Source organism: Bacillus sp. OTU530, assembly GCF_038440375.1.
Map to the genome: position 1 here is coordinate 1 of NZ_JASATP010000044.1, position 13,007 is coordinate 13,007.

Consider the following 13,007-nt stretch of genomic DNA (forward strand, 5'->3'; position numbering starts at 1 on the left):
ATAGATAAGAACTCATTATCTTTAGTAAAGGAATTCCAAAGCGATTCCTTTATCACTTCCTCTTTTTATTGAAGTAACGGGACATTTACTTCAATAAGGCCTTTGAAAAAATCTTCCAGAAACGGTGCAGATAAGTTGAAGTAGCGATAAAAAAGGATAAAGGAGATAACATTATGCTAAAAGAAACATTTCACATTGCTGTGCCAACTGCATTTTTTGAAGACGAATCTGTAAATATTCAGGGGACAATAGATCATATAAGAGCTTTGTATAAACAAGGAGTAAAGTCTGTTCTTGTCTCTGGATCCACTGGTGAGCAGCATAGTCTGAACCTTAAAGAGAAAATTGAAATAATAAACAGTTTGGTATTGGAAGAAGAACTTATTAATAATATGGAAATTTTATTTGGGGTGTCATCTATTAGACAGAAAGAGGCAGAAGAACTAGCTAAAACGATTCGTACTACAAAAATATCAGGTATTTTGCTTGGGTATCCACCGTATGTTCTACCGACACAAGAAGAGGCATTAGTTTATACAAAAACCATTATTAATCTTAGTAATAAGCCTACTATCTTATATAACAACCCAAAAAGAACTGGATTTGATTTATCAGTAAACAGTATTATTCAGTTAAGTAAGATAGAATTAGTAGTTGGATTAAAAGAAGCTGGTAATAAAGAAAAAGTTGGACTACTGAAAACCGATATTAACCGAAGCAACTTTCATTTTTATGCTGGTGGAGAAGTGGAATTAGAGGAAAAAGTATTACAGGGGTTTGATCGTCTTTCTTCAATTGCTGGAAATATTTCACCTATGGAAATCAGTCAATGGTTTAATAAAATGCTTACGAAAAAAAATATTACTCAACAAGAAAGAGCAAAGATAGAAGTTATCATTCAACAAGTTTATCAAGGTTCGCCTTTAGTAAATCTAAAGAAAGGTATTAATCAAAAGGGAATTCAAATGGGAATTTGCAGGAGTCCAATTGGAAATATTTAATTGGCATTATTTTCTTAAGCTCGTGTGATTATTACAAAATTAGCCCCATTTTATAAAGGAGATTTCTATGCAGAAGAAAATCATATTAACTGGGTATGGTACCGTTGCAAAAGAGCTAATCAAACTGATTATTCACAATGGAGCTTTGATGAAAGAAAAATACGGCTTTGACTTACTCGTAACCGGAATCGTTGGCAGTAAAGGAATGATTTACGAAGAAAAAGGAATCAGGCTCTCAAGCTTGATTGATTTCGGAACGGGTTCAGAAGCACTTTCGAGATATTCGGAATATTTCAAGCTCCCTTTTACTGAACCAATTTTTCAAGGAGATGTCCTGATCGAGTGCACTCCAACAAATATAGAAACGGGAGAACCAGTACTTGGCTATATTCAGAAATCTATGGTGAATGGGATGGATATTGTCTCTGTTTCAAAAGGAGCACTTGTAAGGTCATTCGATAAAATCAAAACACAAGCAGCCAAGCATGGTAGTCGATTAAAATACAGCGGCGCAACCGCGGCAGCCTTACCAACGCTTGATATCGGAGAATACAGTTTAGCAGGATGCACAATTACTCGTATTGAAGGCATTCTAAATGGGACCTCTAATTTCATTTGAGCAAGCATGAGCGAGAATAATTTATCTTTTGAAGAAGCCTTAAAAATTGCACAGGAAAAAGGAATTGCGGAAGCAAATCCTGCTTTAGATGTGCAAGGATTTGATACGGCTTGCAAAATTCTCCTCCTCGCTAATGGATTTTTCGGAAGTAGCTTATTAATGGACGATGTGAAAATTAAAGGTATTGAACAAGTCACTAAGGAAGACATTCAGGAAGCTAAACAAAGTGGCCGTACGCTTAAGCTTCTAGCTAGTGCTTACAAAGAAGCTGAGAATGTAATCGTAGAAGTAAAACCATGTAAACTTGAAAGCGAGCATCCTTTGGCTCATGTCAATGGAACAAATAAAGGTGTCGTTTTTGAAACGATCGAAATGGGGGCCGTTTGTGCAACCGGAGGCGCATCTCACCCAAGAGGAGCAGCAGCGGCGGCATTAAAGGATGTCATTAATCTATATAGGGAAACGACTTAGACCTGTTCTGATTTCGATGGTATTTTTGAGCAAGCAGCTAGGAGCGGTCTGTTCGAAAAGCTGAATCAGCAAGGGATGGTTACATGAAAGTGGGGAGATCTTCAAGTCATCCGAACTTAAAAATGATCAATCCCAACCTCACCACAAAGGCTTTGGATTTAGATGCTTTTAAGAAATGATATTGAAGGTTACCCCCAATTATGGAATAGAATTCAGAAACGAAGAAATTACAATAAAAAAATGCCTCCAAAGTAACTTCATGATACAAACGTCATATTTATTAAGTGTTTTTAAGGTTGCTACAAATATTACAACATCATTATATATCATGTAATATTCTTAATGGAATTAGCATAAATGTTATCCATTCTTTCAATGCAATCTCCAATTCGCTATGCTAAGATAATGTCATGCCAGTTTTTCAGGAGGTATTTTTAGTGAAAAAGACAAGCATGAAAAAGTGGGTATTTGCTTCTGCAGCATCTTTAGCATTTCTCGTAGCACAAGGAATAGCAGATGCGGCTCCCTATAAAGTGGTGCAAGGAGATACTTTGTGGGGACTTAGTAACCAAAATGGAGTAACAGTGGAAGGACTAAAAGCAGCAAATCATTTACAAAATGATACTATTTATATTGGACAAACCTTAACCATTGGAAACGGTTCACCTTCACCTGAAGCACAAACAGCTTCAGCCCAATCTTCTGCTATTTCAGCTGAAGATAAAGACTTGCTGTCCAGATTAGTAGAGGCAGAAGCGAAAGGCGAGCCATATGAAGGAAAAGTAGCAGTAGCGACTGTTGTATTAAATCGTGTTGCATCTCCAGAGTTCCCAAATTCGATTCATGATGTAATCTATCAGCCGTTAGGAAACGGTGGATATGAATTTACACCTGTAGCAAATGGAGCGATTAATCATCCTGCATCTAATGATTCAAAACGAGCAGTGGATGAAGCCCTAGCTAATCAAAATCGTTCAAGTGATGCTCTTTATTTCTACAATCCACGAACAGCAAAAAGTGATTGGCTGAAAACACGACAAGTAACAGCCACTATTGGCAACCATGTATTCGCCAAGTAAATACTGGTAATTAGGCTAGGGTTAATAATACAGGTATGTCCGGGATAACCCTAGATGCGGCTATATGGATGGAATAGAATGTAAAATCAATTGTTTTTTATAAGGTTAGAAACAGGCAGGAAATGCCTGTTTTTTTGTGGGATTTTATTATAATAAAATCCCACAAAAAAACAAGTTATAATAAACATGTACTTATTTGTAATTTTCTGTTTATTTGTTGGGATTATTTTAGAATGGGGTTCCGCCAAGAAAGATTTTTTACTGATAAAATAAAAAAGATCCTATGCTCCTTTTCTCATTTATCTAACCAAGCCACGGGAACTTCTCGTTCTCCTGATATCTCGAATTTAATTTCTCCATCTTCTTCATAGATTCTTTTTATAATTGGAATAGTAATCATTTGTTTTTCTTTTTGTCTTCGCTGTCTTTCTGCATTTAAATCAATAACATTCATTCTGTGTGTTCCTTTCTAATCATATTCTCAACAAAAGTAAAAGCACTCACATCGAGTGCCTTACTTTGAGTTGGATCGTCAAAATGTATTTATGAGACTCCTATCTCAATGCATATTCTAGTTACATAAAGAAGATCAGCCAGTTTATACAGGCTTATGATGACGTATTAAAAAACGCAGCAGATTATCCGCGTCTTCCGCCTCTACCGCCCCGTTTTGTTTCAGTGCTACGTTTGAGGGTAGATAAATTTTCTTCACTAGTCTTTAAAAAACGAGCCATTTTATCTTCGAAACTTTCCTTTGGCTGGAAATTGCTTTTTGCACGGAAGTCTTTGGAACGGCTATCAGCTCTTCCCTGGCGTGGTGGACGTTGAGAATAAGAAGAGGTCTGTCCTTCGGGTCTATCTATCGCTTTTTTGATGGACAAGGAAATTTTTCCGTCTTTCTCACTAATCACTTTTACTTCAACCTGGTCGCCTACTTTGAGATGGTCATTAACGTCTTTTACATAGCTATCCGCTACTTCGCTGATATGCACAAGACCTGTTGAGCCTCCTGGTAATTCTACGAATGCTCCAAAATTAGTGATGCCTGTTACTTTACCTTGTACCTTACTTCCTATTTCGATTGACATAAAAAAATGTTCCCCCTCAATAATGTTAAAAACACTTTATTATAACAAATTGAGGGGATGATATCAATGGGAGTTATTTTTTTCTTTTTATTTTTGGGATAGTTAAAAATTAACACCATTATGTAACAGATCTTTTTTTAGAAACAGGCAACATAAATCAATTTATGTATACTGTAAAACGTTGAAAAATAGGGGATTAATGCTCTCTCTTTATTGTATAATATAATTTATGTAGCCTAAAAGATACAAAAACAAGGGAGGGATCAGCATGGAACGGCACGTCTGTGAACCAATTCGGGATATGGAAACGGTCAAGGAGATGATGGAAGTGCTCCGTATGAGACGGAACGGATTCCGAGATGCTATGTTATTTGAACTCGGGCTCTCAACGGCCTTGCGAATCAGTGATCTTCTTCAATTGCGAAAGAGAGACATTCAGAATGGCATCTTACGAGTAAAAACGAAAAAGACGGGACAATATCGTAATTGTACTTTAAACGTTGCCATACGGACAAAAATTGAGGCATACACAGTAGGAATGAAGGATGAGGAGTTACTGTTTCCGTTTCAACGGCAATGGGTCCATAAGATGCTGAAATGGGCTGCGGATCAAGTCGGGTTGGATACAAGGTACGTCAGTACCCACGTAATGCGGAAAACTGCAGCCTATCACTTTTATATGCGAACGAAGGATATCGTAAAAACGCAGCAGTTTTTGGGGCATCAGTCACCGAGTGAAACACGGAAATATATCATGCTAAACGATGAGGATGTAAACGAAGAACTCGTAAACATTTTATGGAGTTAGTTTCATGCTGTTGACGGCGGATCCTTTGAATAACATGATAAACGTATAGTACAAACTTGACTCCCTTTTTATGTAACCCCCTCTACTGAGATAATTCAAAATAACAATAAAATCTCATGAAATTGCGATGTTCTCAGCTAGATTCGATAGTTTTATAAGGAGTGAATGAGGTTTAATGATGGAATATTCAGCGGGATTTACGGGTGAAGGCTGATTCCAAAAGGAGATGAACATCGTCCTCGCCTGAATACATTATGGTTTTTGATTAAAGTGCTGTACTATCAGGACAGAACAGGTGGAATGTGTATGAAAACCAATCAAGAAAATGAACTGTTAAATAATTGGCTATCCATTACTAATATTCATATGAGTATTAACAATGAGCTAGAAGGAGCCTTGCAAGAAAATTATAATTTATCGTTGAAGGAGTTTTATGTCCTTTACTTTTTATCTCAAACAAGTGGTAAAAAATTAAGGCTACAGCAATTACAAGAGATGGTAGGATTAAGCCAAAGTGCTATATCAAGACTGGTGGGTAGACTTGAAGCAAAAAGTTGTGGGGTTTTAGAAAGACATATATGTGAAGATGACAGAAGAGGTATCTACACTTGTTTAACGGCAAAAGGTGAAGCAAAATTACAAAGATGCTTAGATATTTTTCATGATATTCTTCGCTCTGCTTTCTCAAAAGGAAACCTTCAATATGAAGTACAATCTTTAATAAAGAAATTATAATATGCTTCTTACATTTTCTAAGGTAAATAAGTAAAGCCAACTATCTTTATTTGCTTAGGTAAGAATAAATCGTTATTCTCTTAGCCCAATAAAGTTTACTTGGGCTATCTCTTATTTAAATCTTAATGCTGCATGTATGTCGTTTATCCTTCAATTCAGATTATGAGTATACAAATTGACAAAGAGAAATGATTAAGGTAAAATAAATGCATGTGCATACATTATTGTATATCACGTATTCTTTGTCAATTTATTTAAGCTCACTGTATATCATTTGTTAAAAATATTGAATATTTTTCTTTTGATGTCTTGATTTATAACCATTTAAGACATTTAACCATTCAAGATGATATTGATAACATAGATTATTAAAAGGTCTATACGAAGATGCTCCATATAATAATATTTCTTTTATAGATCAGATAAGGTGGAATTACATGAGTAACCACATTAAAATCGAGCTTATAGATAGTTGGATGTCTTTAACTAATCTCCAAGCTCTTATTAATAATAGGATTGAAACGGCATTGCAAGAAAATTATAATTTATCGTTGAAAGAGTTTTATGTCCTTTACTTTTTATCTCAAACAAGTGATAAAGAATTAAGGTTACAGAAATTACAAGAGATGGTAGGATTAAGCCAAAGTGCTATATCAAGATTGGTGGGAAGACTTGAAACAAAAAGTTGTGGAGTTTTACAAAGACATATATGTGAAGATGACCGTCGTGGAATTTACACTTGTCTCACTCCATTAGGAGAAGAGAAACTTCAGAAATCACTAGCTACTGTTGAGACCTTACTAAGGGACAATCTCTCCAAAGAAATGTTTTTACAGGAATTAAATTTAATCTCTAAGAAAGTAAGATCATAATTATCATACTTGAAAGCCTCTGGGATGTTATGGAGCTTTTTACTTTTAAGGCGGGATGAAGTTGACAAAGATATATATCGATGGTAAATTACATGCATGCGCATGTATTTAATTATCGAGTTACTAACTGAGTAGAAAAGCATTAGTTAGAAGTAATCAAAATCATCAGTCTTTTCTAAGGCTGATTGAAGTTGACAAAGATATATATCGATGATAAATTACATGCATGCACATGTATTTAATTATCGACTTACTGACTGATGTGAAAGCATTAGTTTAGAAGTAATCAAAATCATCAGTCTTTTCTAAGGCTGAATGAAGTTGACAAAGATATATATCGACGCAAATTTACATGCATGCGCATGCATTTTTAAGACGCTTTACTAACTGATGGAAGATGATTAGTTGTAAGTAATTAAAATCACTAGTTTAGGAGGAGTTTTTTCCATGAATGACTTATTTAGTCCGTACAAAATTAAAGGTCTAGAACTAAAAAATCGCGTTGTTATGCCCCCTATGTGTCAATATTCTGTGGGAGATAAAGATGGTATAGCTACGGATTGGCACTATTTGCACTATGTTAGCAGGGCTGTTGGTGGAGCTGGCTTTATTATAATTGAAATGACTGATGTTGAGCCCGATGGACGTATTTCCGACTATGATTTAGGCTTATGGTCTGATGAACAAATTCCGGCCTTGGCGAGAATAGTGGAAGCTTGTCATAGTTATGGTGCTAAAGTTGGAATTCAAATTGCTCACGCAGGAAGAAAAGCAGAAGATGCGGCAGAGCCAGTCGCACCATCAGCAATTCCATTTGATGTAAACTGGAAGACTCCGCGAGCTCTATCTACATCAGAAGTGAAAGAAATGGTAGAGAAATTTCGTAAAGCTGTAAAGCGTGCAGTCCAAGCTGGTTTTGATGCGATTGAGATTCATGGAGCTCATGGGTATCTCATCCATCAATTCCATTCCCCATTAACAAATAAAAGAGACGATGAATATGGAAAAGATCTTACCAAATTTGGTCGTGAGATTATTGAAGCAGTTAAAGCCGAAATGCCTGATGACATGCCGTTAATTATGCGTATTTCAGCGAAAGAGTATGTAGAAGGTGGCTACGGAATCGAAGAAAGTATTCAATTTGCTAAAGAATACAAAGAGGCTGGCGTTGATATGTTTGACGTTTCTTCTGGTGGAGAAGGACCTATTTCAGCTTTTGGAAAACCAGGTACTCATGCAGCCTACCAAGTACCTCTGGCTAGAGAAATTAAGGCTGCTTTAAATATTCCAGTTATTGCTGTTGGCAGATTGGATGATTCTACTCTGGCTAATGCTGTTATTGGAACAGAGGATGCAGATCTTGTAGCTATCGGAAGGGGAATGTTAAGAAATCCGTATTGGGCGCTCGAAGCAGCAGCTAGCCTAAAAAAAGAAACAACTCTTCCTAGGCAGTATACTTCAGGCTTTTAATATAATTGTTGAAACTTCAAATTTTAAAAAAAGGATTATCTAATTGGTATTGATGTTCCAATCTCTATATAAATAAGCGTACTCAATATCTCCGGCGATATGAGCTGGAGTTTATTGAGTTATCTGCTCAAGAGCTTTACGCTGACTGCATTTGATTAACAAGATAAAACAGAAACTATAAGATCGATATTTCGGAAAATGTAGATAAATACACTGTTTCGGTCTTTCCAATAGAAGAATAACTTTCACTTATATATAAATCGAGAATTATATATGTATGTTTGTTGTTCGTACTAATAAGCAATAGTAAGGAGAATAGTAGTCAACTACCCCCCACTTAGCTACGCTTGAAGCGGGGGCTTGCGAGTGACCAGCAGTACTGACGGTCTAAGACCTCCTACCTTGGAGTGTCCTCTGCATCATGGGCGTGTTGACGGTCGCCCTACTACAAGAGACATGCTCAAGTAGCAACCGTTATGCACGGCATTGCCTAGTAGCAGTACTCACATTTCCACACGTACTAGGCGGACGAGTTACGTCTAAGATTTTACGGTTGCAACGTATTCCTGCAACCAACCTCATATTTTAGGTTGTCAAAGAACAAAAAGAGTGCCTTTAGCGACGATTCGCCCAACGGTTCATCTCTTATCCAAAATTATACCGTAAAGGAGGAAATGCAGCATTGGAATGTTTTGCTACGCAAAAACGCGCATTCCTCCCCGACTTACTCATTGGGCTACGCCCTTCACATTCCTTGAAGTCGGGGTATCCTGCACGAAAAATCTGATGAAAATTAGTGTATTAGATCAAACTCAGTTATTAGAAGGTATTTCAGCAGAAGAAGGCTTTGCACAATCGGTGGAGTTGGCAAAATACGTTGATATGTTAGGATACCACCGTTACTGGTTATCAGAACATCATAGTACAGATGCGTTGGCTGGATCTTCTCCTGAAATTCTTGCTAGTCATTTATTAGCTAAAACAGAGAATATAAAGGTAGGTACTGGCGGGGTTATGTTACCACACTATAGTGCATACAAAGTAGCAGAGAACTTTAAGGTGATGGGTGCACTTGCTCCAGGGCGTGTAGATATTGGTGTAGGCCGTGCACCTGGCGGCCATCATTTATCAAATATAGCTCTGCAAGGTGAAAGAGCTAGAAATGTTGATATTTTCCCTGGACAAATTGATCAACTGTTAGAATATCTACAGGACAGACTTCCTGATACTCACCGTTTAAGAGCTTTAGAAACAACACCTGTAATAGAAAAAAAACCGGATGTATGGATACTTGGTACAAGTAATTCTTCAGCCCTTTTAGCAGCAGAAAAAGGATTGCCTTACGCTTTTGCACAATTCATTAACTATCAGCCAGGTGGAATGGAACAGGCAGTAATGTTATATGTCGATAATTTTAAACCATCAAAATATTTAGAAGAACCACAAGTGCTAGTAACAATGAAAATTATTGTTGGAGACACTGACGAAGAGGCGGAAAAAATTGCTGAAAGTGCATTGCGATTTAATTATTATTTACATCGCGGGCGACTTACACGTTTAGTAGATCCTGAAATAGCACTATCACATGTACTGAATCCATCTGACAAACGAGAAATAGAAGCTGTAAAAGAAACATACATTATTGGTTCTAAGGAAACTGTAGCTCAAAAAATAAAGGAATTAACTAATAAGTTTCCAATTGATGAACTTATGGCCATCACACCTATTTACGATTTTGAAAAACGAAAACGCTCCTTTGAACTTTTAAAAGAATCAGTTAGTGATTAATTTTATGTATCGGCTATTTTTTAAACCAACATGCTGGATGGAATAGGAGCGTCTCTTTTTCTAAAGAAAGGAGATAACAGAATGATGGAAGAGCAACAAAGAATGAATGATGCAAAATGTGTAGATATGTTTAAAGCTTTGTCCAATACAACTAGGTTAAACATTGTACAAATGTTAAAAGAACCGGAGAAAAACTTCCCTCCTCAAGTCCATATCCATAAGGGAGACGATTTCCTAGGAGGAGTTTGTGTGGGAGACATACGAGATAAGATAGGCTTGGGTCAGTCAACTACTTCTCAATATTTATCGCTGTTGCAGCAAAGCGGTCTTTTAGAAATGAAACGAATTGGCCAGTGGACATATTATCGCAGAAATGAAGAAGTAATCAAACAATTAGAACTTTTTATTGGTAAAAACCTGTAATGCAATAGGAGGGATTACATGAGTCTCGAACAGCATAGGGCATTTAATCGGATGTATCAAAAAGATAAAATGACTCTTGGATTTTTAACACCATTTGAACCGATGACAAATCAACCACCAAGGATGGAAAATACGGTTGAACTGGCATGTACAATAGAAAAGTTAGGTTTTTCTGCGATTTGGCTGCGGGATGTCACAATGCAAGACCTTAAGTCTAACGATCATGGGCAACTATATGATTTATGGATTTATTTAACTTACCTTGCTGCACGTACAAATCATATTGCATTAGGAACATCAAGTGTTGTTCTTCCGTTACGTCATCCTGTTCGAGTTGCAAAAGAAGCAACGTCTATCGACAAGTTGTTTCCTGACCGACTTATTATGGGAGTCGCTTCAGGAGACCGAGAAAAGGATTTTACTGCTTTAGGAATAGAAAGAGAAAAGAGAGGGGACATATTTAAACAGAGCTTTGATTTCCTTGACCAGTTGCTTACGGAAAAACAACCAACGATTGATTCTAATCTAGGTGTCATAGACAGCAGAAATATGAAATTAATTCCAAAACCTGTTACTGTCATTCCAACGATGGTGACAGGATTTAGCCAACAATCTATGGAGTGGATTGCTGAGCACGGGGACGGCTGGATTCAATACCCACGCAGTATTGAAGAGCAAGCCTCATTAATTCAAAATTATCGTACACTAGCAGACATAAAAAAACCTGGAGTATTTAAACCGTTTACGCAAACTTTATATATCGACTTATCGGAAAATCCCGATGAATTCCCAATGCAAATCCCCTTGGGATATCGTTTAGGGCGCAACCATTTATTAGAATTATTATATAAATTTCAAACAATCGGAGTGAATCATTTGGTATTTGTCCCTTATTTTGCTAGACGACCAATGGAAGAGATGATTCAGGAGATCGGAGAAGAGATTTTACCTCATTTTCCGACACACAATCCTCTGCATTGAGCAAGTCAACTGCGGTTTTTGGGGTAGTTTTCTTTTTTAGCCTGACAGGCATGCATTAGAACCCCAGTTAGTAATTTTAAGAGAAATTCCTTTGTGCATCTAAATATATACCACAATTTGGAATGTTTTATTTTAAACAAAAGGATTGCTGCTATGTTTAGTCTTACAAAGTTAATTGAAACAAAAAGAGAGCAACTATTTTATTTAGGTAAGCTATATGGATTAACCCACCCTAAAACCATTCAATGCAGTCAACAATTAGATGTATTGATAAACTTCTCTCTACAAGAGCAAAGCACAACGATAAAGTATGCTTTTTATAGGAATAATGAAAATTCATGATTAACTTAGTAGATATCCCACTTTCTATAGTAGACTTCCCCTCCCATTATAAAGGGGGGACAGTGAAGAGGCTCTTATGAAATAATAGATCTTACTCAAAAAGCTAAACATCCACTAATGGAAATTATTATTTTATTCTTCTATTTTGAGAAAGGGATGTTGTTAATGAAGTCTTTAAAAATAGCAATCATTGGTGGTTCGCTTGGGGGCTTATTTACAGGTATCGCCTTAAGAGAGAAAGGGCATCAAGTTGATATTTATGAACGTTCTGCTGGAATGATGGAAGACAGGGGAGCGGGATTAGTCATTCAACCGGATATAGAAGAATTTTTAACTAAGTATAATTTGGAAATTCTTCAAGAAATTACTGTACCACTCTCTTATCGGAAATTTATTAGAAGAGATGGGAAGATTGAGGAGATACCGATGCCGCAATTGATGACATCATGGAACCGCCTATATGGTGCTCTAATAGATGCTTTCCCTGCTGAACATTATCATTCGGGTAAACGGGTTGTAGATTTCTCACAAAGTCAATGTGAAGTATCTATTAACTTTCAAGATGGAACAAAAGTTACCGCTGATTATGTCATAGGTGCAGATGGAATCGGTTCAGTTGTACGAAATAAGGTATTGCCTGCTGCTTTCCCCACATATGCAGGGTATGTTGCTTGGAGAGGAACGGTTAACATAGAAGAAATCCCAAAAGATATTCTAAATTTTTTCTTTGACAAATTCACCTTTTATCAAGGTATCAATACTCAAATACTCAGTTATTTTATCCCGAATAAGTATTCATACGATTCAATAAGACTTAACTGGGTTTGGTATGAGACTATTTTAAATAATGATCAATTAAACCAATTAATGACCGCCAATGATGGACGAAAGTATGAGTTTGTGATGCCACCAAATCAATTACCTGAATCGGTTATATCTAATCAAAAACAAAAAGCTGAAAAAGTATTACCGACACCTTTTGCTAACCTGATTCATATAACAAAGACTCCTTTTGTTCAGCCAATATATGATTTAGAAGTATCACATATGGTATTTAACAAGGTTATTGTATTGGGTGATGCTTCTTTTGTTCCTAGACCGCATACAGCATCGGGTGTTTCAAAAGCAGCCTATAATGCTATGAAACTTGCAGCTGCTTTTGATATCGTGGATCAACCGATTGAGAATCTGCGAATGAAACTTAAAGAGTGGGAAACAGATCAGTTACGATTAGGGCAATACCTCTCCAAAATGGGGAAACAATTAGGTGACCGTTCGAATTTGGGGTACGGACGTCATTATTAATCTGCATTATTTACATCGTTTTAAA

The 13,007-nt window shown here is 36.6% G+C and carries 13 protein-coding genes and 1 pseudogene; 12 read left to right on the plus strand and 2 right to left on the minus strand.

Features of this window, described 5'->3' with window-relative positions:
- Nucleotides 1-173: 173 nt before the first annotated feature.
- The 3 genes and pseudogenes from AAHB12_RS23800 (at nt 174) to AAHB12_RS23810 (ending at nt 3,170) form a co-directional block, all read left to right on the plus strand.
- Nucleotides 174-1,001 (plus strand): dihydrodipicolinate synthase family protein, encoded by an 828-nt coding sequence (locus tag AAHB12_RS23800; protein WP_342047493.1) that lies wholly within the window; start codon nt 174-176, stop codon nt 999-1,001.
- A 67-nt stretch (nt 1,002-1,068) separates the two neighbouring features.
- Nucleotides 1,069-2,091, plus strand: a pseudogene (locus tag AAHB12_RS23805) (homoserine dehydrogenase).
- Between the two features lie 437 nt (nt 2,092-2,528).
- Nucleotides 2,529-3,170 (plus strand): cell wall hydrolase, encoded by a 642-nt coding sequence (locus AAHB12_RS23810; protein ID WP_342047494.1) that lies wholly within the window; start codon nt 2,529-2,531, stop codon nt 3,168-3,170.
- A 295-nt stretch (nt 3,171-3,465) separates the two neighbouring features.
- Here the strand turns inward: AAHB12_RS23810 and AAHB12_RS23815 are convergent, their stop codons facing one another.
- Both AAHB12_RS23815 and AAHB12_RS23820 read right to left on the minus strand, forming a co-directional pair.
- On the minus strand, nt 3,466-3,624 hold the full coding sequence (locus AAHB12_RS23815; protein ID WP_342047496.1) for a hypothetical protein: 159 nt from the start codon (nt 3,622-3,624) through the stop codon (nt 3,466-3,468).
- 184 nt (nt 3,625-3,808) lie between these two features.
- The gene (locus tag AAHB12_RS23820) at nt 3,809-4,258 is read right to left on the minus strand and encodes a S1 domain-containing RNA-binding protein (RefSeq protein ID WP_342047497.1); all 450 of its coding nucleotides are present in this window, start codon (nt 4,256-4,258) and stop codon (nt 3,809-3,811) included.
- A 268-nt stretch (nt 4,259-4,526) separates the two neighbouring features.
- Here AAHB12_RS23820 and AAHB12_RS23825 point away from each other — a divergent pair, with 268 nt between their 5' ends.
- The 9 genes from AAHB12_RS23825 to AAHB12_RS23865 all read left to right on the plus strand — a co-directional run bounded on the left by AAHB12_RS23825 (nt 4,527) and on the right by AAHB12_RS23865 (nt 12,982).
- Nucleotides 4,527-5,066, plus strand: coding sequence for a tyrosine-type recombinase/integrase (locus AAHB12_RS23825; RefSeq protein ID WP_342047498.1), 540 nt, complete (start codon nt 4,527-4,529; stop codon nt 5,064-5,066).
- Nucleotides 5,067-5,372: 306 nt separating this feature from the next.
- The gene (locus tag AAHB12_RS23830; protein ID WP_342047500.1) at nt 5,373-5,801 is read left to right on the plus strand and encodes a MarR family winged helix-turn-helix transcriptional regulator; all 429 of its coding nucleotides are present in this window, start codon (nt 5,373-5,375) and stop codon (nt 5,799-5,801) included.
- A 437-nt stretch (nt 5,802-6,238) separates the two neighbouring features.
- Nucleotides 6,239-6,673, plus strand: coding sequence for a MarR family winged helix-turn-helix transcriptional regulator (locus tag AAHB12_RS23835; protein ID WP_342047502.1), 435 nt, complete (start codon nt 6,239-6,241; stop codon nt 6,671-6,673).
- A 447-nt stretch (nt 6,674-7,120) separates the two neighbouring features.
- Nucleotides 7,121-8,143 (plus strand): NADH:flavin oxidoreductase/NADH oxidase, encoded by a 1,023-nt coding sequence (locus AAHB12_RS23840; protein ID WP_342047503.1) that lies wholly within the window; start codon nt 7,121-7,123, stop codon nt 8,141-8,143.
- Nucleotides 8,144-8,929: 786 nt separating this feature from the next.
- Entirely contained in the window at nt 8,930-9,931 is a 1,002-nt protein-coding gene (locus AAHB12_RS23845) for an LLM class flavin-dependent oxidoreductase (protein ID WP_342047505.1), read from the plus strand.
- 81 nt (nt 9,932-10,012) lie between these two features.
- Complete coding sequence (locus AAHB12_RS23850; protein WP_446715604.1) at nt 10,013-10,354, plus strand: ArsR/SmtB family transcription factor; 342 nt, start codon at nt 10,013-10,015, stop codon at nt 10,352-10,354.
- An 18-nt stretch (nt 10,355-10,372) separates the two neighbouring features.
- Nucleotides 10,373-11,335, plus strand: coding sequence for a TIGR03571 family LLM class oxidoreductase (locus AAHB12_RS23855; protein ID WP_342047506.1), 963 nt, complete (start codon nt 10,373-10,375; stop codon nt 11,333-11,335).
- Between the two features lie 153 nt (nt 11,336-11,488).
- On the plus strand, nt 11,489-11,677 hold the full coding sequence (locus AAHB12_RS23860; protein ID WP_342047507.1) for an aspartyl-phosphate phosphatase Spo0E family protein: 189 nt from the start codon (nt 11,489-11,491) through the stop codon (nt 11,675-11,677).
- Between the two features lie 165 nt (nt 11,678-11,842).
- Nucleotides 11,843-12,982, plus strand: coding sequence for an FAD binding domain-containing protein (locus AAHB12_RS23865; protein WP_342047508.1), 1,140 nt, complete (start codon nt 11,843-11,845; stop codon nt 12,980-12,982).
- Nucleotides 12,983-13,007: the final 25 nt, after the last annotated feature.

Bases quoted from the DNA above. Each gene is read 5' to 3' on its own strand.
- AAHB12_RS23835 (WP_342047502.1), top strand. From the start codon at position 6,239: ATGAGTAACCACATTAAAATCGAGCTTATAGATAGTTGGATGTCTTTA.
- AAHB12_RS23830 (WP_342047500.1), top strand. From the start codon at position 5,373: ATGAAAACCAATCAAGAAAATGAACTGTTAAATAATTGGCTATCCATT.
- AAHB12_RS23820 (WP_342047497.1), bottom strand. From the start codon at position 4,258: ATGTCAATCGAAATAGGAAGTAAGGTACAAGGTAAAGTAACAGGCATC.
- AAHB12_RS23865 (WP_342047508.1), top strand. From the start codon at position 11,843: ATGAAGTCTTTAAAAATAGCAATCATTGGTGGTTCGCTTGGGGGCTTA.
- AAHB12_RS23845 (WP_342047505.1), top strand. From the start codon at position 8,930: ATGAAAATTAGTGTATTAGATCAAACTCAGTTATTAGAAGGTATTTCA.
- AAHB12_RS23825 (WP_342047498.1), top strand. From the start codon at position 4,527: ATGGAACGGCACGTCTGTGAACCAATTCGGGATATGGAAACGGTCAAG.
- AAHB12_RS23855 (WP_342047506.1), top strand. From the start codon at position 10,373: ATGAGTCTCGAACAGCATAGGGCATTTAATCGGATGTATCAAAAAGAT.
- AAHB12_RS23850 (WP_446715604.1), top strand. From the start codon at position 10,013: ATGATGGAAGAGCAACAAAGAATGAATGATGCAAAATGTGTAGATATG.
- AAHB12_RS23815 (WP_342047496.1), bottom strand. From the start codon at position 3,624: ATGAATGTTATTGATTTAAATGCAGAAAGACAGCGAAGACAAAAAGAA.
- AAHB12_RS23860 (WP_342047507.1), top strand. From the start codon at position 11,489: ATGTTTAGTCTTACAAAGTTAATTGAAACAAAAAGAGAGCAACTATTT.
- AAHB12_RS23840 (WP_342047503.1), top strand. From the start codon at position 7,121: ATGAATGACTTATTTAGTCCGTACAAAATTAAAGGTCTAGAACTAAAA.
- AAHB12_RS23800 (WP_342047493.1), top strand. From the start codon at position 174: ATGCTAAAAGAAACATTTCACATTGCTGTGCCAACTGCATTTTTTGAA.